Raw genomic sequence first — 18141 nt, 5'->3', positions numbered from 1 at the left:
GTTGGAACCGTGTTCTGCGGCGTGGGCGCCACGTCCCAGTACTCCACGGGGCCGTGGCCGTCGTCGTTGTCCGTGGGGGCGCGCCAGGCGCAGACCTCGGGCCCCACGATCTCGACGCCGCCCAGCTCCACCAGGCGGCCGAGGCTGTCCAGGCGTGCCTGGCCCAGCTCCACCGCCCCGCTCACCCGCCGCGCTCCCGGTTCGCTCACGCTCAGGCGGGTCGTGGCGGGAACCAGCGGTGCCAGCGAGGTCTCCCGCAGGTTCATCACTCGCAGGCCGTCCTCGGTGCTCTGGCCGATCTGTGGCAGCAGCACCGCTCCGGTGACGGGGTCCACCTGCCGCGGCGAGGTGGCCGGGATGCCTGCCACCACGGGGTCGAGGACCGCGGCCTGGACGTGCACCACGGCCTGCGGCTCCTCGCGCCGCAGACGCTCGATGGCCTCGCCCAGGCCCTCCACACGCAGCACGGTGGACTCGCCGGCAGCGAGCTCGGGCGCCTTGACCTGGCCGGTGACCACGGCCTGGCCGCTGTCCTCGGCCAGGACCTGGTAGGCAAGGGCCAGGCCCTGAGTGGTACGGGAGTGGAAACGGTTACGCAGCTCCACTGCTCCGGGATCGTCGGCGAGCGCGGTGGCCACCACCGGCGCCACGCTGGCGGCCCAGGCACGGGTGCCGGCGCTCGGCACGGAGTCGGCGGTAACCAGTCCGTCGCACACAAAGTTGCCGTCATGGACGTCCTCACCGAAGTCCCCTCCGTAACGCAGCGCGCCGCTGGCCTCAGGGCGAGGATCGATGAGCGCGTGGTCACGCCACTCCCACACGAAGCCGCCCAGGTGGCGCGGGTTGGGCTCAACCTGCTTGGTATAGCCCTCGGCACCTCCCGGGCCGGTGCCCATGGCGTGGAGGTACTCGCACATGACGTAGGGCAGGGTGCGTACATGGGCCGCCTGTCCGGGGCTGAGCCTGGAGGCAGGGATGCCAGACAGCGCCACCGGGCCGGTGCCGGCCGGGGAGGCGGGATCCCGCTCGACGACGGCGGCCACTTCCTCCAAGGTGGGGTACATCCGGGAGTGGACGTCGGTGTACTGGCCGGCGAAGTCAGCCTCGTAGTGGACCAGACGCTGGTGGTCACGCTCGTGGATCCACTGGCTCATGGCCGCCAGGTTGCGTCCCGTGCCGGACTCGTTGCCCAGCGACCAGAAGATGATGGAGGGGTGGTTCTTGTCCCGCTCGACCATGCGGCGGGCACGGTCGAGCAGGGCCTCGCGCCAGGCCGGCTCGTCAGCAGGATTGCCCTGCCAGCCGACGGCCTCGAAGCCGTGGGTCTCCAGGTCGCACTCGTCCATGACCCACAAGCCGATCTCGTCAGCCAGGTCCAGCAGGCGCGGGTGCGGGGCGTAGTGAGAGGTGCGGATGGCATTGACGTTGTGGGCCTTCATCAGAGCCAGATCCGCCCGGCTCCACTCCTCGTTGAAGACGCGTCCGCGGCTTGCCCCCACCTCGTGGCGGTTGACCCCGGCCAGAATGAGCCGCTGTCCGTTGACGCGCACCTGGCCGTCGACCACCTCGATGCGGCGGAAGCCCGTACGCAGTCGGACGGTCTCGCCGGTGGCACGGACATCCAGCTCGTACAGGCGCGGGATCTCGGCGCTCCAGGGCTCGACGGCGCCCGCCTCCAGGACCGCCAGCCCCGGACCCGTCAGGGTGGTGCTCACCCCGAGCTCGGGCAGGACGACCTCGGCGGGGAAGGCCGCGGCGGGGCCTGATACCTCGACCTCCAGGCGGCCGGTCCCGGTGGCGGGGTCGTAGTCCGGGCGCGCGTAGACGTCGTCGATGCGTCCGGCCGGGCGGTGGTGGAGGGTGACCTCCCGGAAGATGCCTGGCAGCCACCACTGGTCCTGGTCCTCGGCGTAGCTTCCGGGTGACCACTGGCTGACTCGGATCGCGATCTCGTTGCTGCCGGCTCGCAGCAGCCCTGTCACGTCCAGCTCGCTGGGCAGGCGGGAGCCCTGGGTGGTGCCGACCCAGGTGCCGTTGACCCACACCGAGGCGAAGGACTCCACCCCGTCCAGTCGCAGGACGTCGAGCCCTCCTTCCTCGCCCAGGCCCCAGCCGTCGGGGAGAACGAAGGTCCGCACGTGGTCCGCCGTCGGGTTCTCATCCGGCACGAAGGGCGGGTCCAGGGGGAAGGGGAACTGGACGTTGGTGTACCAGGGCAGGCCACGTTTCCCCTGGCCAGTGAGCACCCAGTGCGCCGGCAGCTCGATGGTGCTCCACGCTCCGAGCGTGGCGTCCTCAGTGTCGAAGGTGGGCTCGATACTCCGGCCGGCATCATCCACGCCCTCGGGGGCGGCCACCGGATGCAGGCGGAAGCTCCAGGTGCCCGATAGCTCCAGGCTGGGGCTGGAACGGCGTACCCATGCTCGCGGTACCAGGTGACGTCCCCGGCCTGGTCCAGGGGTGGTGGGAAGCATCCAGGGCGCGTCGTCATGGGCGGCGCAGGGCGCTGACGTCATTGTCTCCTCCTTGGCTGGTCAACGTGACTGAGCCTATCGGCTGACCGCGCTCGGCGTGGTCCAGGCGCGGCACCTGGCAGGCTCGCGACTCCACCGAGCTGTCATAGGCTTGCCGGCATGACGAGGATCGTGGCCGGGCTCGCCGGCGGACGCCGGCTGGAGGTTCCCCGCGCCGGAACGCGTCCTACCTCTGAGCGGGTGCGCGAGGCGCTGTTCGGCCGGCTGGAGCACTACGGGGTGGTCGACGGCGCCCGGGTCCTGGACCTGTTCGCCGGCTCCGGGGCGCTGGGGCTGGAGGCGGCCAGCCGCGGGGCCGGCGAGGTGGTGCTCGTCGACTCCGCACGCACAGCCACCCAAGTGTGTGAGAAGAACGTGCGCGCCCTGGGGATACGGGGCGTGCGAACGGTCACCGCCAAGGCAGCTACCTACGTGGCCGGCCCGGCCGGCGCGCCAGTGGACCTGGTGCTCATCGACCCTCCCTACGACCTCGACGAGGAGGGCGTGCGCGCGGTGCTGGAGCCCTTGACCCGCCGGGAGGACCCGTGGCTGGAAGCCAGCAGCGTCGTCGTCCTGGAACGCTCCACCCGTTCTCCTGAGCCCAGCTGGCCTGCGGGGATGCGCCGTTTCGCGGACAAGACCTACGGCGAGACGCGCGTGTGGTTCGCCGAGCTCGACGAGCCCGACCAGGAGAGCTCCTAGCCCGCGGAGCCCATACAGGCACCGATGAGCAAGGCAGTCACAACAGTCATCGTCCAGGCCCCTCCTCGGCAGCCGGATTGGCCGGCCCAGTGGCACGCATCTGCTCGCGCGTACGCGGGTCCATCAGCTCGGCAGGAGCGCGGCCTGCGCGCAGGAGCCTGGCCATGGCCTGCAGGTCAGGCAGGATGTGGCGGTAGAAGTGCTGATATCCCAGGCACAGGTAGTTGTGGCCGTCCTCGCCGTCGGCCGAGCGCTCAAAACGGTCCTTGGGACAGCCACCGTGACACAGCCCCACGACCGGGCACTGACGGCACTGCATCGTCAGCTCCGCGCGCTTCTTGCGGGAGAAACGGCGCATGACCGGGGTGGCGGCCAGCGCAGCGAAGGAGCTGTCCAGGACACTGCCCAGCCGCCGGTCCGGTTCCACCCAGTGGTCACAGGCGTAGACGTCGCCATTGAGCTCCATAGCAAGGTTGACCCCGTACTCGGGGACGTGGACGCACACCGGGTAGATGCCGAACAGGGCGGACAAGGCGGCGTCGAGGTCCTGGACGAAGACGCGGCCGATGTCCTGGCGGACCCACTCATCGAAGACCGCCGTCAGGAAGCGGCCGTAGCCCAGAGGGCTCACGCTTCGCGAGGTCACGGCGTCCCCGCTCTGGGTGTAGAGCAGCTCCTTGGACAGGAAGAAGCAGTACTGGCAGTCCAGGTTGCAGGCGGCGCCGGTGGGCTTGGTGACCACGGACAGGGGCAGGCGGGGTCGGAGCACCGGCCCCTGGGCCACCTGGTTCTGAGGAATGCCTGCGTGTGCCACGGTCCTCCTGCGTGAGCAGCGCCAGGACACGATCCTGTCCCCCGGCGTCCTTGTCGAGAAGTCCTCACCCTGTACCCAGTCTCACCCTCTCCCGCCAGGGGCACCGACCAGGGCTGCGGGCTGTGGCTCAGGCTCGCTCGAGGTAGGCCCGGGACTCCTCATCCAGGCGGTCAGCGATGGCTGCCGCCAGGTCACGGTGATCGGCCAGGTGCGGATCGGCACTGACCAGCGCCTCGGCCTCAGCCCGGGCTGAGGCAATGAGGGCGCCGTCGCGCGTCACGCGCAGCAGGTCCAGGTCACTGCGCCGGCCAGACTGGGCCGCCCCGAGCACGTTGCCTTCGCTGCGCAGCTCCAGGTCCGCCTCAGCCAGGCGGAAGCCGTCCATGGTCTGGGCGAAGGCGCGCAGCCGGTGGAAGGCGGGCGAGCCGACCTCGACGCCGGTGACCGCCACGCACAGCGACTCACGCTGGCCGCGGCCCACGCGTCCGCGCAGCTGGTGGAGCTGGGACAGGCCGAAGCGGTCAGCGTCCAGGATGACCATCATGGTGGCCTCAGGCACGTCCACGCCCACCTCGATGACGGTGGTGGACACCAGGACCGGTGCGCGTCCGCGAGCGAAGTCCGCCATCGCAGCGTCCTTGTCCGCCTGGCTCATGCGACCGGTCAGCGTGCCGATGCTGACCCCGGCCAGGGCCGGCTCGCCACGCAGTCGCTCCACCCAGTCCTCGACTGAGGCAAGCGGGCGCGCCGGCGCGCTCTCCTCATCCGCTGCCTCATCCCCTGTCCCGGGCACGGCAGCGAACAGCGGGACCGTACCGCCGCGCGAGGCGCTGGCCTGCGGGTCGTCAGCGCTGTCGCCCGGGTCCGCCTCACCGGCGTCGATGCGTGGGCACACCACGTAGACCCGCCCGCCCTGGGCCACTTCGCGGGCGGCACGCTGCCAGATGCCCTCCACCCAGCCGGTGCGTTCCCAGGGCACCAGGTGGGTAGCCACCGGGCTGCGTCCGGCAGGCAGCTCGTCCAGGACCGCGGTGTCCAGGTCCCCGAAGACCGTCATGGCGATGGTGCGGGGAATCGGGGTAGCAGTCATGACCAGCAGGTGGGGGGTGCGCAGCTGGCCGGTGTCCGGGTCACGCACGTTGCCTCGCTCGCGCAAGGCATCACGCTGGGCGACGCCGAAGCGGTGCTGCTCGTCGACGACGACCAGTCCCAGGAAGGGGATCTGGACGGTGTCTGACAGCAGGGCGTGCGTGCCTACCACGATCGCGCTCTCACCCCCAGCCAGCCTTGCCAGGATCTCCCGGCGCTGGGGCGTAGGGGTGGAACCGGTCAGGAGCAGGACCTGGGTGGCCTGGCTGGCGCCCCCCAGCATCCCGGCCCGGGCCAAGGGCCCCAGCAGCTGCTCCAAGGAGGAACGGTGCTGGGCGGCGAGGACCTCGGTCGGGGCAAGCAGGGCGGCCTGTCCCCCACCACCGACCACCTGAAGCATGGCCCGTAGAGCCACGAGGGTCTTACCGCTACCGACGTCCCCCTGGAGCAGGGTCTGCATCGGGACCGTTGAGGCCAGTGCCTCCTCCAGTTCACGCCCCACCCGCTCCTGGCCGCGGGTCAGGGTGTAAGGAAGGCTGGCGTCCAGGCTGGCTCGCAGGGACCCGGCACCCGGACGCGGCCAGGCCACGGCGGCATGGGTGGCCTCATGGGCGGCGCGACGCTGGACCAGAGCGCTCTGGAGGACGAAGGCCTCCTCGTAGCGCAGGCGCTTGCGGGCCGCGCGCCACTGCTCGGCGTCCTCAGGCGTGTGGACCCAGCGCCAGGCGGTCAGGGCGCCAACGAGGTCGTGGGCCTGGCGGACCTCAGGCGGCAGGGGCTCCGGGACGTCCTGCTCGGTGAGCTGGTCAAGCACCGTGCGCACAGCCTTGGCCACCCGCCACGACGGCAGGGACTCGGTGGCGGGGTAAATCGGCATCGGTCGCGCCAGCAGCTCGGCGCGCTCGGCCTCGTCCAGCTCGTCCAGGACCTGGAAGCGAGGGCTGGCCAGCTGGCGGTGACCGTGGCGTATACCGACCTTGCCTGACAGCAGGACGGTGGTCCCCGGCGAGAACTGCTCGGCGTAGTGAGCCATGAGCCCGGCGGCGCCGAAGAAGACCACGTCCATCTTGGAGGCGCCGTCGGTGACCAGCGCCTCCATGAGGGCAGGCGGGCGGCCTCCGCGCGCGCGACGAGCGGCTGAGCGCATGACCTGGGCCTGGACGGTGACCTGCTCACCCTCAACCAGGCTCGACAGGTCCGTCAGGTCCCCCCAGGTGTCATAGCGTCGCGGCAGCAGGCGCAGCAGGTCGCCGGCGGTCTCCACGCCCTGGCGGCCCAGCTGCTCGGCCGTGCGCTTGCCCAGCAGCTTGTCCACGGGCGTGGCCAGGAGCGGACGAGACCCGAGCGGAGTAGGGGCGGAGGATGTGGAGGAGACAGGGACGGACACGGTGGTAGGTGCTACTCGACGGCGATGAGGACATCTGGGGCGACCTGGCCGCCGGCATGGACGACGACCTCGATAGCCTCGGCCGAGCCGGTCAGGGTCTCAGCCCGCTGGGCGACGGCGGTGGCCGCCAGTGAGCCGACGTCCGGCAGGGCGTCACGGCCCAGGATAACGGTGACCAACTCGTCGTCGCCGCGCAGCAGACTGGCGACGGCGAAGGCGACGGACTCGGCCTCGGCCTGGGCACCGTCGAAGGCCAGGGTGCGCATATGCGCACCTGCCAGGCTCGCGCGACGGGCCAGCTCGGTCAGGCTGGTGCTCTCCGGCGTCGTCACGCCGGTTCCCCCAGGCCCACCCGGTACAGAACCAGCCACGGCCACCGCTGCAGCCAGGGCACGAGCCTCGTCGTCGGTATCGGCCACCAGCAGCTGAGGGCTGTTGAGGCCCTGGCCCGGCACGGGGTCGACCTGGGCGGCCAGGCGCGCCCCCGTCGGACCCGAGACGACCGAGGGCACAGCCCGGGCAGCCAGGTAACGAGCCGCCTCGTGGGCCGCGGCTGCGCCGTCGTCGTCGCAGGGAAGGACGAGGACCTGAGCCAGGCCCAGGTCACCCACGGCCCTGACGATGCCCTCGCGCTCGGGATCGAGGACGACGACGGCGCCGGTGCGGGCCAGCTGCTCAATGAGGCCCGGGGCTCGGGTGCAGGCGATGACGCCTACGCGCTCCTGGGGACGCGGCAAGGGGGCTCCACCTTGGGACGGGTGAGTACGCAGACCTGCCTCGCGCTCAGCCTCGCGGCGTTGACGCCTGGCAGCCAGGCGCTCCAGGGAGATGACGTTGCTGGCCTGCGCCTGGGCGGGGTGGGCGAAGGCCAGCGGCGGCTCGGCTGCGTCCCAGCCCCCGGCCAGCGCCATGGTGGTCGGGGTCAGGTGGTGGATGCACACCTGGCGGGCACGCCCACCGCGAGGCAGCGCCGCGCGCGGGGTGTCCGTATGGACGTGGACCTGGTAGAGCCCCACTCCCAGGGCGTCCGGGGTGCCGACCACGCCCACGCTGTCTCCCACGGCCTCCAGCTGGCGGCGCAGGGCAGCGGCCTGCGAGGCGGTGGCCTCCAGCAGGTACATGACCTCGAACTCCCCGGTCGAGGCGTCGGGCGAGGCCTGGGCGTCGTAGAGGTGACCGTGAGGCGTGCCGGAGCTGGCCAGGTCAATGAGCATCTGGTGGGCTACCCGCGTATAGGTCGCCTCTGACGCCGTCCCCGAGACTCCCGTGGTCACAGAGCCTGCGGCCTGCGCCTGCTCTCCCAGGCAGTCGGACAGTGCCGTCAGCAGCAGCATGAGGGCAGCTCCTCCGGCGTCGACCGGGCCGTGCCCCATTCCTGCGGTCTCGACCACGGACTCCTGAGCGCCCAGGGCCGCCGCGGCCGCGATGTCCGCCACCGTCGCCGGGTGTGCGGCATCGGCGTCCTGGAGGGTCTGGCGTGCCGTGCTCGCAGCATCGCGGGCCACCGTCAGCAGCGTCCCGGTCACCGGCCGTGAGACCGCCGCCCAGGTGGTGGAGGCGATGCGCTCGTAGGCGTGCACCAGCTCCACCGGCCGCAGCCCGCTCGGGTCCGGAGCCTGCGCGACCTCGTCCGCCAGGGCGGACAGCGCCTGGGAGACCAGGAGTCCGGAGTTGCCGCGGGCGCCGCGCACGGCCCCGTCAGCGGCAGCCCGGGAGACCTGGGCGGCGTCAGCTCCTGCCGGCAGCAGCCTGAGCGCCTCGACCGCCGAGCGCAGGGTGAGGGCGACGTTCGTTCCCGTGTCAGAGTCAGGGACGGGGAAGACGTTGAGAGAGTCGACCAGGCTGCGGGTGGCCTCGGCAGTGTCCCTGGCCAGGGAGAACCAGGTGCGCAGGGCCTCGGCGTCCACGCTCTGGGGGGTCAGGCGTGCGCCGTCGTCCTTCACCTCGTCCTCCTTGCGTGCCGTGGGATACCCTCAAGGCTACCTGCCTGAGGCGGTTGGCTGCGCCAGCCAGGTGGCACGGTTGTGCCTCAGCCCACGCTGGATGCGCTTGGGAGCGGGCCCCGAAGTTCGATACAGTGTCCGGGTTGCCCGAGGGAGCACTCCCCGGGCGGTGGACCTAGCGCCGGACGACGAGTCCGAGCGTTGAAGCATTGAAGATTCAGGAGTGAGACCGTGGCTGCTGTGTGCGACGTCTGCGGCAAGGGCCCCATCTTCGGCAAGAGCGTCTCGCACTCCCACGTGCGGACCAACCGCCGGTGGAACCCCAACATCCAGCGAGTGCGTGCTCTCGTGAACGGCGCCCCCAAGCGCCTGAACGTGTGCACCTCCTGCCTCAAGGCCGGCAAGGTCACGCGCAACATCTGAGCGCAGCCTGCCGATCTGGCGCTGGAAGGCCGTCACCCTCGGGTGGCGGCCTTCGTCGTGCCTGGCGGGCCCTGGGGGGGATGGTGCCTGGGGGGGGCGGCGGTCTGCGAGCCGCACTTGGGGGGCGGTTGCGGGCTCGAGGCTGGGCTATCAGGCGCCCTACGCCCATTGGAACGGCCCTACGCAGATGAGTGCGCCTTGACGCCACGCATACGTGCGTCCCAAGCCTCGTCAGGCACGTTCTCGTCGCGTACCGACGCACGCATCCGCCGCAGCACGTTCCAACCGCCCGAGCGCAGGCCTATACGACCTCCTCAGGTCCGCAAGCACGATCTCAGCACCCCAGAAAAAGACTCAAGCCCACTCCCCAGTTGCAACCACAACGAAAGAGCCACCCACTCAGCCGGCGAAGTGGTCCCAGCCCAGCGCGCCCGTCCACGGCCGTCCCCCGACGAGGACTCCCGGCGCCGACTGCCCGGTAGGCTCACCGACTTCGAGCACGCGCCCGATGACGCGCACCCCCTCGGGCAGGATCGCGTCAGCCGGCACGCAGGCGAGCATGCCGTGGTCCTCTCCCCCGGTCAGCACCCACTGGCGCGCGAGCCTCGCCGCACCGCCAGGCTCCCCCTGACCGCGAGCCTCCAGCACCACCTGCGCCACAGGCTCCAGTGCCGCGGCCACCCGACCCAGCACCGTGCGCGGGTCCTCAGGATCGTCCAGGTCGACGACGACGCCGCTGGCCGCCGCGATCCGTCCACAGTCGCGCAGCAGGGAGTCCGAGACGTCCATCATCGCGTGGGCACCAGTCTCCGCGAGCGCGGGCCCAGCCTGAATCGGCGGCGCCGGCGCGAGGAAACGCTCCACGCAGCGGCGGATGAGTCCCGCCTCCTTGGCACCCGCACCGGCCCCACCTCCGAGGCGAGCGGCGCGATCGCCGTCCTCCGTCCAAGGTGCCTCACAGCCTCCGTGACAGCCCGGCGCCGCTCCGGCCTCCAGCAGCGCCAGCCCTGCCGCGCTCAGGCCCAGGTCGCCGGCGTGGACCACGAGGTCCCCGGCCCGTGCCCCGCTGCGCAGGACCGGCTCACGGCCCTCCAAGTCCCCGTGGACGGTGACGGCAATGACGATGCTCTCCCCCGCGCTCAGGTCCCCACCGACGACGCCGGCCCCAGCCTTGCGGCACTCCTCACCCAGGCCCCGGGCCAGTCCCTCCATCCAGGACACAGGAGTGTCGCCTGGCAGGACGAGGCTGACCACGAGGGCTACCGGCCGCGCTCCCATGGCAGCGGCGTCGGCGAGGTTCTGGGCAGCCGCGCGCCGCCCGACCTGCTCAGGGCCCGACCAGTCGGTGCGGAAGTGGTGGCCCTCCACGAGGACGTCGGTGGAGACCACGTAGCGCCCGTCGGGCGCCGCGAGCACCGCACAGTCGTCCCCGTTGCCCACCACCTGGACGGGGCTGGCCGGCAGCAACGGCGTGATCACGGCCAGCAGGCCCGCCTCCCCCAGCTCGGCCACCGTGGCAGGCGAGGCCAGCGAGCCTCCTGGTCGCGCCGTCGTCGTGCCGCGGTGACCGGCCCGGGATCCCGTCCTGCCCACGTCTGCCTGTCTCTCCGTGCCGCCCGCGCGCGTCGCCTCGCTCAGCGGTTGACGCTGCGCGGGCGTTCCAGCGCCAGCTCAATGAGCTCGCTGACCAGGTCCGTGTAGCTCAGGCCAGACACCTGCCACATGTAGGGGTACATGGAGAAGGGAGTGAACCCGGGCATCGTGTTCACCTCATTGACCACAGCCTCCCCGCGCGGGGTGAGGAAGAAGTCCACGCGCATGAGGCCCTCCCCGCCTAGCGCCTCGAAAGCGCGGGCCGCCGTCTCCTTGAGCAGCTCGGACTCCTGGTGGCTCACGCGCGCCGGGCAGACCATCTGGACGGCGTCGTGAGCCAGGTACTTGGTCTCGTAGTCGTAGAACTCCCCGGCCCCGTGGGAGGCGTCCATGACGATCTCGCCGGGCTCGGCCACGCGTGGGGCGGCGCCGTGGTGACCGTCCAGGACGGCGACCTCCACCTCCCGGCCCTCGACGCCGGACTCGACCAGCACCTTGGGGTCGACCTCGCGTGCCGCCTCGATGGCCGCGGGCAGGTCCTCCCGGCGTTCGACCTTGGTGATGCCCAGCGAGCTGCCGGCTCGGGCGGGCTTGACGAAGAGCGGGTAGGTCAGGGCCTCACAGGCGTCCAGGATGAGCTCACGCTCACTGTCCCAACGGTGGGGGTGGACCACTACATGCTGGGCGGTCGGGATCCCGGCGGCATTGAGCAGCACCTTGGTGACCTGCTTATCCATGCCGGCGGCCGAGGCGAGCACGCCGCATCCCACGTAGGGGATGTCCAGCATCTCCAGCATGCCCTGGATGGTGCCGTCCTCACCGTAGGGGCCGTGCAACAGGGGCAGGACGACGTCGACCTCGCCCAGCACCTTGGGGCCGGTGGGGGTGACGGCGGTGAAGGCTCCCCCGCCCAGTCGCATCGCGAGCTCGCCGCGCCCCAGGCCCTCGGCCGTGATCTCGACCGGCGGGCGGGACTCGTCCAGGGCCAGGGCGGCTGGGTCGTCGTCAACCAGCAGCCACTGCCCGTCCAGGGTGATGCCCACCGGCAGGACGTCAAAGCGATCACGGTCGATCGCGGACAGGACCCCGGCCGCGGTGGCGCAGGAGATCGTGTGCTCACCGCTGCGGCCCCCAAAGACGACGGCGACGCGCGGCTTGCGTGCGACGCCGGCCTCGCTGGCCGTGCCCGGCTCGGTCCCGGGCGAAGCGGTCAGGGGTCGGCTGGTGGCGGTCTCAGGCGCGTTCGTGGACGACATGGCCGCAACGCTACCGCCTTGGCTGACTGCTTCCGTGACGCCGTGCCCGTACCCTGGTGGAAGCCAAGCCCGTCCACATCCTCAGGAGGACCCGATGACGACCTCGTCTCGCACTGGCGCACGCGGCGCTCACGGCACCACAGACCTCACACGCCGCGGGGTGCTCGCTGGCGGGCTCGGCGCGGTCCTGGCAGGTGCTCTGGCCGCCTGCGGCTCGACGTCGGGGGCCGGGTCAGCCGCGTCCTCGCCTTCGCCGTCGGTGTCCTCCCCGGCTGCTTCAGCGACGCCGTCGGCTTCCGCCTCAGCCGAGGCCACGAGCCAGGCCTTGACCGCGCAGGAGTCTGCCCAGGACCCTGAGGCTGCCTGGACCGAGGGGCACTCCGAGTCGGAGCCCAGCGGCGAGGCGGGTGTGGAGACGGCCCTGCGCACGGGAGTCCACGAGGGCTATGACCGGGTGGTCGTCCAGACCTCGGGCACCGGCACGATCGGCTGGTTCGCTGACGTCGTCGATGAGGCCTCGACCCAGGGCAAGGGCGATCCCCTCAGCCTGGAGGGCAGCCACCTCATCCGCGTTTACGGCCGCGGCACCCAGATGCCCATGACCGAGCAGGACCAGCAGATCGACTACGACGGCCCCGCCCTGGTCAACGCCGGTGGCACGGCCCTCAAGCAGGTCTACCTGGACCGGACCTTTGAGGACCAGTTCCAGCTGGTGCTGGGCACGGAGTCGACCCAGTACCGGGTCTTCACGCTCTCTGAGCCCTCCCGCCTGGTCATCGACGTCCGCCAGCCCTGATCAGGAGACCTGCCCGGGGTACCCCGACGGCGCAGGACCAGGCCTGCGGCGGTAGACGGGCGAGAGATGCTCAGGCCTGCGGCGTGGCGTGGACGCCCTCAGCCTTGCGCGGGCGAGCGAGCAAGGCGTCAGTGACCTCGGGAACCGTCGCGGACCCCTCCACCACGGCCACCACGCCGGCGGTGATCGGCATCTCGACGCCGTGCGCCTCAGCCAGGTCCAGCACAGCGCGAGCCGACTTGGCCCCCTCAGCCACGCCACGTGAGGCAGCCGAGGCCTCGGCCACGCTCATGCCCTCCCCCAGCCGGCGCCCGAAGGTCTGGTTGCGTGACAGCGGAGAGGAGCAGGTGGCCACGAGGTCTCCCATGCCCGCCAGCCCCGCGAAGGTCTCCGGCGCCGCACCCAGCGCGAGCCCGAGCCGTGTGATCTCCACCAGTCCCCGGGTGATGATCGTGGCCTTGGAGTTGTCCCCCATACCCCGTCCGGCCGCGATTCCCACGGCCAGGGCGATGACGTTCTTGACCGCCCCACACAGCTCCACACCGAGCACGTCGGTGTTGGTGTAGGGCCGGAAGGTCGCGGTCGCGCAGGCGCCCGCCACCGCCGTCGCCACCTGCGGATCACGTGCGGCCACCACCGTGGCCGTGGGCTGGCCTGCCGCGATCTCATCGGCCAGGTTCGGCCCGGAGACGACGGCGATACGCCCCTCCTCCAGCTCCAGCGCCTGGCCGAGGACCTGGCTCATGCGCAGCCCGGTCCCCAGCTCAATGCCCTTCATCAGTGACACGGCCACGGCTCCGGGCGCGAGAGCGCCGGCCAAGGGCGCGAGCACCTGGCGCGAGACCTGCGAGGGCACCGCGACGACGACGATCCCCGCGCCGTCCACGGCCTCCCCCAGGTCCGTGGTGGCGCTGATCCCGGCCGGTAGCGGCGTACCGGGAAGATAGCGGGCATTGGTACCCGCGTTGATCTCATCGGCCAGCTCAGCCCGACGCGCCCAGATCGTCGTCGGGGTGCCGGCACTGGCCAGCAGGCAGGCGAAGGTGGTTCCCCAGGCGCCTGAGCCGATCACGGCGGCACGCGAGAAGCCGCTCATGCCTGAGCCTCGCCGTCGCCCTCCTGCCCGGGCAGTGGATCGGGGCGACGCGTGCCGCGCTTGTCCCGGCCGTGCTTGTTCTTGCCCGGGTTGCCGTCATAGTGGAGGTCATAGGGGCGTGGGGCTTTGAGCCCGCGCAGATCCTCCACGATCGCGGTGATGCGGCGCATGATCTCAGCCGTCGCCTCACGCACGGCGTCGCGGTCCGTGGTGTCGGAGCCAAAGGCCTCCAGGGTGAAGGGCTCACCGATGCTCACGCGCACGTCCTTGCGTGGGAAGGGGTGGAAGCCTCCGCCCTCGAAGGAGTCAAGGATGTCCTGCGGACCCCACTGTCCCATGGGCAGGACGGGGACACCGGTGGCCATCGCCAAGCGGGCCGCACCCGTCTTGCCGGTCATCGGCCACTGAAGGGGGTCGCGCGAGAGCGTACCCTCAGGGAAAACCATGATGGCGTCCCCGGCACGCAGGCGCCGCTCGGCCTCCACCAGAGCGTTGCCCGCCTTGTCCGTGCCGCGGTAGACCGGGATCTGGCCACCGGCCTTGAAGACGTGACCCAGCACCGGGATCTCGAACAGGCTGGACTTCGCCAGGGAGTAGACCGGGACGTCAGCATCCACCAGCGCGCGCATGGCCGTCAGCGAGTCCAGCTCGGACAAGTGGTTGGCCACCGCCACGAACCCGCCCGAGCGCGGGATGTTCTCCAGCCCCGTCACCTGCTGGCGCGAGACGGCCTTGAGGAAGGGGATGATCACCCCTCGCGCGGCGAAGCGGTAGAAGGGCGTTATGGTGCGGTGCTGAGTCGAAGCCACACCGCGACTCTACTGGGAGGCACCACTCAGGGTGCGCAGGCGCCGCCGTTCGCTCAGGCCAGACGGGTGACGTCCGCCTCCAGCGCGGCGAGCTTGCTCATGAAGTGCTCGTAGCCACGGTCGATGAGGTTGATGCCCTCGACCCGGCTCGTGCCCTCGGCCGCCAGGGCGGCAATGAGGTGGGAGAAACCGCCGCGCAGGTCAGGCACCTCAATATCCGCCCCGTGCAGGGGCGTGGGACCGGAGATCACGGCGGAGTGGTAGAAGTTGCGCTGCCCGAAGCGGCAGGCCGAGCCCCCCAGGCACTCGCGGTAGACCTGGATCGTGGCGCCCATCTTGCGCAGCGCCGAGGTGAAGCCGAAGCGGTTCTCGTACACCGTCTCGTGCACGATGGACAGACCGTCCGCCTGAGTCAGGGCCACCACCAGCGGCTGCTGCCAGTCGGTCATGAAGCCAGGATGAACGTTGGTCTCCACCACCAGCGACTTCAGGTCACCACCCGGGTGCCAGAAGCGGATGCCGTCGTCACGCACGTCAAAGGCGCCGCCAACCTTGCGGTAGACGTTCAAGAAGGTGGTCATGTCCGACTGGTGAGCGCCGCGTACGAACACGTCGCCGTGGGTCGCCAGGGCCGCCGAAGCCCAGGAGGCGGCCTCAATGCGATCGGGCAGGGCGGTGTGGGTGTAGCCCACCAGCTCGTCCACGCCCTCGATGTGGATGGTGCGATCGGTGTCCACGGAGATGATGGCGCCCATCTTCTGTAGCACGTCCACCAGGTCCATGATCTCGGGCTCGATCGCGGCCCCGCGTAGCTCCGTCAGTCCCTCGGCGCGCACCGCGGTGAGCAGGGTCTGCTCGGTGGCACCTACCGAGGGGTAGGGCAGGTCGATCACTGTGCCGTGCAGCCCGTGCGGGGCCGTGAGCCGGATACCCATCGCCTGCTTGTCTACCACCGCGCCGAAGCTGCGCAGGATGTTCAGGTGGTAGTCGATGGGGCGGTCTCCGATGCGGCACCCGCCCAGGTCCGGGATGAAGGCCTCCCCCAGTCGGTGCAGAAGCGGGCCGCAGAAGAGGATCGGAATGCGCGAGGACCCGGCGTGGGCGTCGATGTCCGCCATATGGGCGCTCTCGACGCTGGAGGAGTCCAGGGACAGGATCCCCTCGGTCTGGTCATAGTCGATGGAGACCCCGTGCAGGCTCAGCAGCCCGGAGACCACGTCCACGTCACGGATGAGGGGCACGTTGCGCAGCACCGAAGGGGTACGCCCCAGCAGCGCCGCCACCATGGCCTTGGGTACGAGGTTCTTTGCGCCGCGCACCGTGATCTCGCCGCGCAGTGGGCGGCCACCGTGGACCTGCAGCAGTCCGTCGACCATCGTCAACCTCCGTCACCTCAAGCGGGGCCCGAGGCGCGTGGGGGTGCGGCCGGGCACGGTCGCCCCAGGATAGTGGCACGCAGGCCGCGCGCGACGTGAGGTGCGCGACGGCGTCGCTCAGCGCGCAATTCTTGCGTGAGCGACGACGGCGGTGCCGCCTTCCGGAGGGGGCGGTACCGCCGTCGTCGTGTGGTCCGGGAGGGCCTGCAGGTGGGCTGGGTGCGCCCACTGCGGCTCAGGCCTGCGGCATGTCCGCGGCGCGCGCCGGAACGACCTGTGCCTCAGGCAGGTGGCGCGCCGGCAGCGTGCGCGGCTTGAAGGAGGGACGCGCGGCCTCGTAGGCGGCGATCTCGTCCTCGTGCTGGAGGGTCAGCGAGATGTCGTCCAGGCCCTCCATCAGGGTCCAGCGCACGTAGTCGTCGATCTGGAAGGTGGTACGGAAACCACCTGCGGCCACCGTGCGCTGCTCCAGGTCCACGCTCACCTCGGTGCCGGGCTCGGTCTCCAGGATCTTCCACAGCTGCTCGGCGTCCTCCTGGGAGATGACGCCAGCCACCAGACCCTGCTTGCCAGCGTTGCCACGGAAGATGTCCGCGAAGCGCGGGGCGAGCACCACCTTGAAGCCATAGTCCTTCAGCGCCCACACGGCGTGCTCGCGCGAGGAGCCGGTGCCGAAGTCCGGGCCGGCCACGAGCACGCTGGCACGCTTGTAGGCCTCCTGGTTGAGGATGAAGTCGGACTCGTTCGCCCGCCAGGAGGCGAACAGGGCGTCCTCGAAGCCGGTGCGGGTGACGCGCTTGAGGTACACGGCGGGGATGATCTGGTCGGTGTCGACGGCGCTGCGACGCAGCGGTGCCCCGATACCGGTGTGGCGGATGAACTTCTCCATGAGTGTCTCCTTGGGTCTCGGGGCGGTCAGGCCGCGGTGGTCAGGGCAGGAAGGTCCGCAGGCGTGGACAGCGTGCCGCGCACCGCGGTGGCCGCGGCGACCACGGGCGAGACCAGGTGGGTGCGGCCGCCCTTGCCCTGGCGTCCCTCGAAGTTGCGGTTGGAGGTCGAGGCCGAGCGCTCGCCGGGGGCCAGCTTGTCCGGGTTCATAGCCAGGCACATCGAGCAGCCGGCGTTGCGCCACTCTGCGCCGAAGTCCTTGAAGACCTGGTCCAGGCCCTCCTCCTCAGCCTGCAGGCGGATACGGGCGGAGGCAGGAACCACGAGCATGCGCACTCCTGGGGCCTTGGTGCGTCCACGCACCACCTCGGCAGCGGCCCGCAGGTCCTCGATGCGGCCGTTGGTGCACGATCCCAGGAACACCGTGTCCACGTGGATCTCACGCAGCGGCGTGCCCGGACGCAGGTCCATGTACTCCAGGGCCCGCTCAGCCGCGCGGCGCTCGGTTTCGTCGGCGATCTGCTCGGGGTCGGGGACCGTGGCCGAGATCGGCAGGCCCTGGCCGGGGTTCGTGCCCCAGGTGACAAAGGGCTCGATGTCCTCGGCCTCAAGCACGACCTCGGTGTCGAAGACGGCGTCCTCATCGGTGCGCAGGGAGCTCCAGCAGGCCACGGCGGCGTCCCAGTCCTCCCCCTGCGGCGCGTGGGGGCGGCCCTGGAGGTAGTCGAAGGTGGTCTGGTCCGGCGCGATCATGCCGGCGCGCGCCCCGGCCTCAATACTCATGTTGCAGATCGTCATGCGTGCCTCCATCGAGAGCTTCTCGATGGCGCTGCCGCGGTACTCGATGACGTGGCCCTGGGCACCGTTGGTGCCGATCTTGGCGATGATGGCCAGGATGATGTCCTTGGCCCCGGATCCGGCGGGCAGCTCGCCGTCGATGCGCACGCTCATCGTCTGGAACGGCTTCATCTGCAGGGTCTGGGTGGCCAGGACGTGCTCGACCTGGCTGGTGCCGATGCCAAAGGCCAGCGCCCCGAAAGCGCCGTGGGTGGACGTGTGGGAGTCGCCGCACACCACCGTCATGCCAGGCTGGGTCAGGCCCAGCTGTGGGCCGACGGCGTGGACGATGCCCTGGTCAGCATCCCCCAGGGAGTGCAGGCGTACCCCGAACTCCGCACAGTTGCGGCGTAGGGTCTCGATCTGGGTACGGCTGGTCAGGTCCGCGATCGGCAGGTCGATGTCCAGGGTGGGGGTGTTGTGGTCCTCGGTGGCCAGCGTGAGATCAGGACGGCGTACCTGACGGCCGGCCAGGCGCAGTCCCTCAAAGGCCTGTGGGCTGGTGACCTCGTGGACCAGGTGAAGGTCGATATACAGCAGGTCCGGGGCGCCGTCGGCTCCCTGGGACACGACGTGGTCCTGCCACACCTTCTCAGCGAGGGTCTTTCCCATCGCGACA

General features: G+C 70.8%; 14 protein-coding genes. 3 read left to right on the top strand and 11 right to left on the bottom strand.

The window, feature by feature from the left end; translation table 11 throughout:
• Positions 1-2516 (bottom strand): glycoside hydrolase family 2 TIM barrel-domain containing protein (locus HMPREF0058_RS09005; protein WP_081449221.1); only part of this gene is annotated, 2516 nt, incomplete at its 3' end.
• A 27-nt stretch (positions 2517-2543) separates the two neighbouring features.
• Between HMPREF0058_RS09005 and rsmD the strand changes: the two genes are divergently transcribed.
• Positions 2544-3215 carry a 16S rRNA (guanine(966)-N(2))-methyltransferase RsmD gene (rsmD, locus tag HMPREF0058_RS09000; RefSeq protein WP_275043057.1) on the top strand — a complete coding sequence of 224 codons (672 nt, stop codon included), beginning with the start codon at positions 2544-2546 and terminating at the stop codon, positions 3213-3215.
• A gap of 46 nt (positions 3216-3261) precedes the next feature.
• Here the strand turns inward: rsmD and HMPREF0058_RS08995 are convergent, their stop codons facing one another.
• From HMPREF0058_RS08995 to HMPREF0058_RS08985, 3 genes are all read right to left on the bottom strand, one after another.
• Positions 3262-4029, bottom strand: coding sequence for an SPASM domain-containing protein (locus HMPREF0058_RS08995; RefSeq protein WP_050765686.1), 768 nt, complete (start codon positions 4027-4029; stop codon positions 3262-3264).
• 127 nt (positions 4030-4156) lie between these two features.
• The gene (locus HMPREF0058_RS08990) at positions 4157-6433 is read right to left on the bottom strand and encodes an ATP-dependent DNA helicase RecG (RefSeq protein ID WP_006549463.1); all 2277 of its coding nucleotides are present in this window, start codon (positions 6431-6433) and stop codon (positions 4157-4159) included.
• Positions 6434-6516: 83 nt separating this feature from the next.
• Positions 6517-8448 carry a DAK2 domain-containing protein gene (locus tag HMPREF0058_RS08985; RefSeq protein ID WP_006549462.1) on the bottom strand — a complete coding sequence of 644 codons (1932 nt, stop codon included), beginning with the start codon at positions 8446-8448 and terminating at the stop codon, positions 6517-6519.
• Between the two features lie 231 nt (positions 8449-8679).
• On the opposite strand from HMPREF0058_RS08985, the gene rpmB reads away from it, so the two are divergent.
• The gene (gene rpmB, locus HMPREF0058_RS08980) at positions 8680-8871 is read left to right on the top strand and encodes a 50S ribosomal protein L28 (RefSeq protein ID WP_003785965.1); all 192 of its coding nucleotides are present in this window, start codon (positions 8680-8682) and stop codon (positions 8869-8871) included.
• A gap of 399 nt (positions 8872-9270) precedes the next feature.
• Here the strand turns inward: rpmB and HMPREF0058_RS08975 are convergent, their stop codons facing one another.
• Complete coding sequence (locus tag HMPREF0058_RS08975; RefSeq protein WP_006549461.1) at positions 9271-10383, bottom strand: thiamine-phosphate kinase; 1113 nt, start codon at positions 10381-10383, stop codon at positions 9271-9273.
• A 122-nt stretch (positions 10384-10505) separates the two neighbouring features.
• Positions 10506-11720, bottom strand: a complete 1215-nt coding sequence (locus HMPREF0058_RS08970; RefSeq protein WP_006549460.1) for a D-alanine--D-alanine ligase family protein — start codon at positions 11718-11720, stop codon at positions 10506-10508.
• A 94-nt stretch (positions 11721-11814) separates the two neighbouring features.
• Between HMPREF0058_RS08970 and HMPREF0058_RS08965 the strand changes: the two genes are divergently transcribed.
• Positions 11815-12516, top strand: a complete 702-nt coding sequence (locus HMPREF0058_RS08965; protein WP_006549459.1) for an AMIN-like domain-containing (lipo)protein — start codon at positions 11815-11817, stop codon at positions 12514-12516.
• A gap of 70 nt (positions 12517-12586) precedes the next feature.
• Here the strand turns inward: HMPREF0058_RS08965 and HMPREF0058_RS08960 are convergent, their stop codons facing one another.
• The 5 genes from HMPREF0058_RS08960 to leuC form a co-directional block, all read right to left on the bottom strand.
• Positions 12587-13612, bottom strand: a complete 1026-nt coding sequence (locus HMPREF0058_RS08960) for an NAD(P)H-dependent glycerol-3-phosphate dehydrogenase (protein WP_006549458.1) — start codon at positions 13610-13612, stop codon at positions 12587-12589.
• Positions 13609-14397, bottom strand: a complete 789-nt coding sequence (locus HMPREF0058_RS08955; RefSeq protein WP_034237022.1) for a lysophospholipid acyltransferase family protein — start codon at positions 14395-14397, stop codon at positions 13609-13611. Before HMPREF0058_RS08955 ends, HMPREF0058_RS08960 begins: the two co-directional genes overlap by 4 nt.
• 77 nt (positions 14398-14474) lie before the next feature.
• A complete protein-coding gene (gene murA / locus HMPREF0058_RS08950; RefSeq protein WP_006549456.1) occupies positions 14475-15797 on the bottom strand; it encodes a UDP-N-acetylglucosamine 1-carboxyvinyltransferase in 1323 nt (440 codons plus the stop codon).
• Positions 15798-16032: 235 nt separating this feature from the next.
• Positions 16033-16686 (bottom strand): 3-isopropylmalate dehydratase small subunit, encoded by a 654-nt coding sequence (gene leuD / locus HMPREF0058_RS08945; RefSeq protein ID WP_006549455.1) that lies wholly within the window; start codon positions 16684-16686, stop codon positions 16033-16035.
• A gap of 26 nt (positions 16687-16712) precedes the next feature.
• Positions 16713-18134: a 3-isopropylmalate dehydratase large subunit gene (gene leuC / locus HMPREF0058_RS08940; RefSeq protein WP_006549454.1), complete on the bottom strand. Its 1422-nt coding sequence runs from the start codon at positions 18132-18134 to the stop codon at positions 16713-16715.
• Between the last annotated feature and the right edge of the window lie 7 nt (positions 18135-18141).

The sequence above is a fragment of the Actinomyces urogenitalis DSM 15434 genome (assembly GCF_000159035.1).
Taxonomy (GTDB): Bacteria; Actinomycetota; Actinomycetes; order Actinomycetales; family Actinomycetaceae; genus Actinomyces; species Actinomyces urogenitalis.
This window is presented reverse-complemented; position numbering and strand designations above follow the sequence as displayed.

What these genes read in the sequence shown, in the direction of transcription:
- leuC (WP_006549454.1), bottom strand. Translation starts at nt 18,134, where the DNA reads ATGGGAAAGACCCTCGCTGAGAAGGTGTGGCAGGACCACGTCGTGTCC.
- HMPREF0058_RS08970 (WP_006549460.1), bottom strand. Translation starts at nt 11,720, where the DNA reads ATGTCGTCCACGAACGCGCCTGAGACCGCCACCAGCCGACCCCTGACC.
- HMPREF0058_RS08965 (WP_006549459.1), top strand. Translation starts at nt 11,815, where the DNA reads ATGACGACCTCGTCTCGCACTGGCGCACGCGGCGCTCACGGCACCACA.
- murA (WP_006549456.1), bottom strand. Translation starts at nt 15,797, where the DNA reads ATGGTCGACGGACTGCTGCAGGTCCACGGTGGCCGCCCACTGCGCGGC.
- HMPREF0058_RS08960 (WP_006549458.1), bottom strand. Translation starts at nt 13,612, where the DNA reads ATGAGCGGCTTCTCGCGTGCCGCCGTGATCGGCTCAGGCGCCTGGGGA.
- leuD (WP_006549455.1), bottom strand. Translation starts at nt 16,686, where the DNA reads ATGGAGAAGTTCATCCGCCACACCGGTATCGGGGCACCGCTGCGTCGC.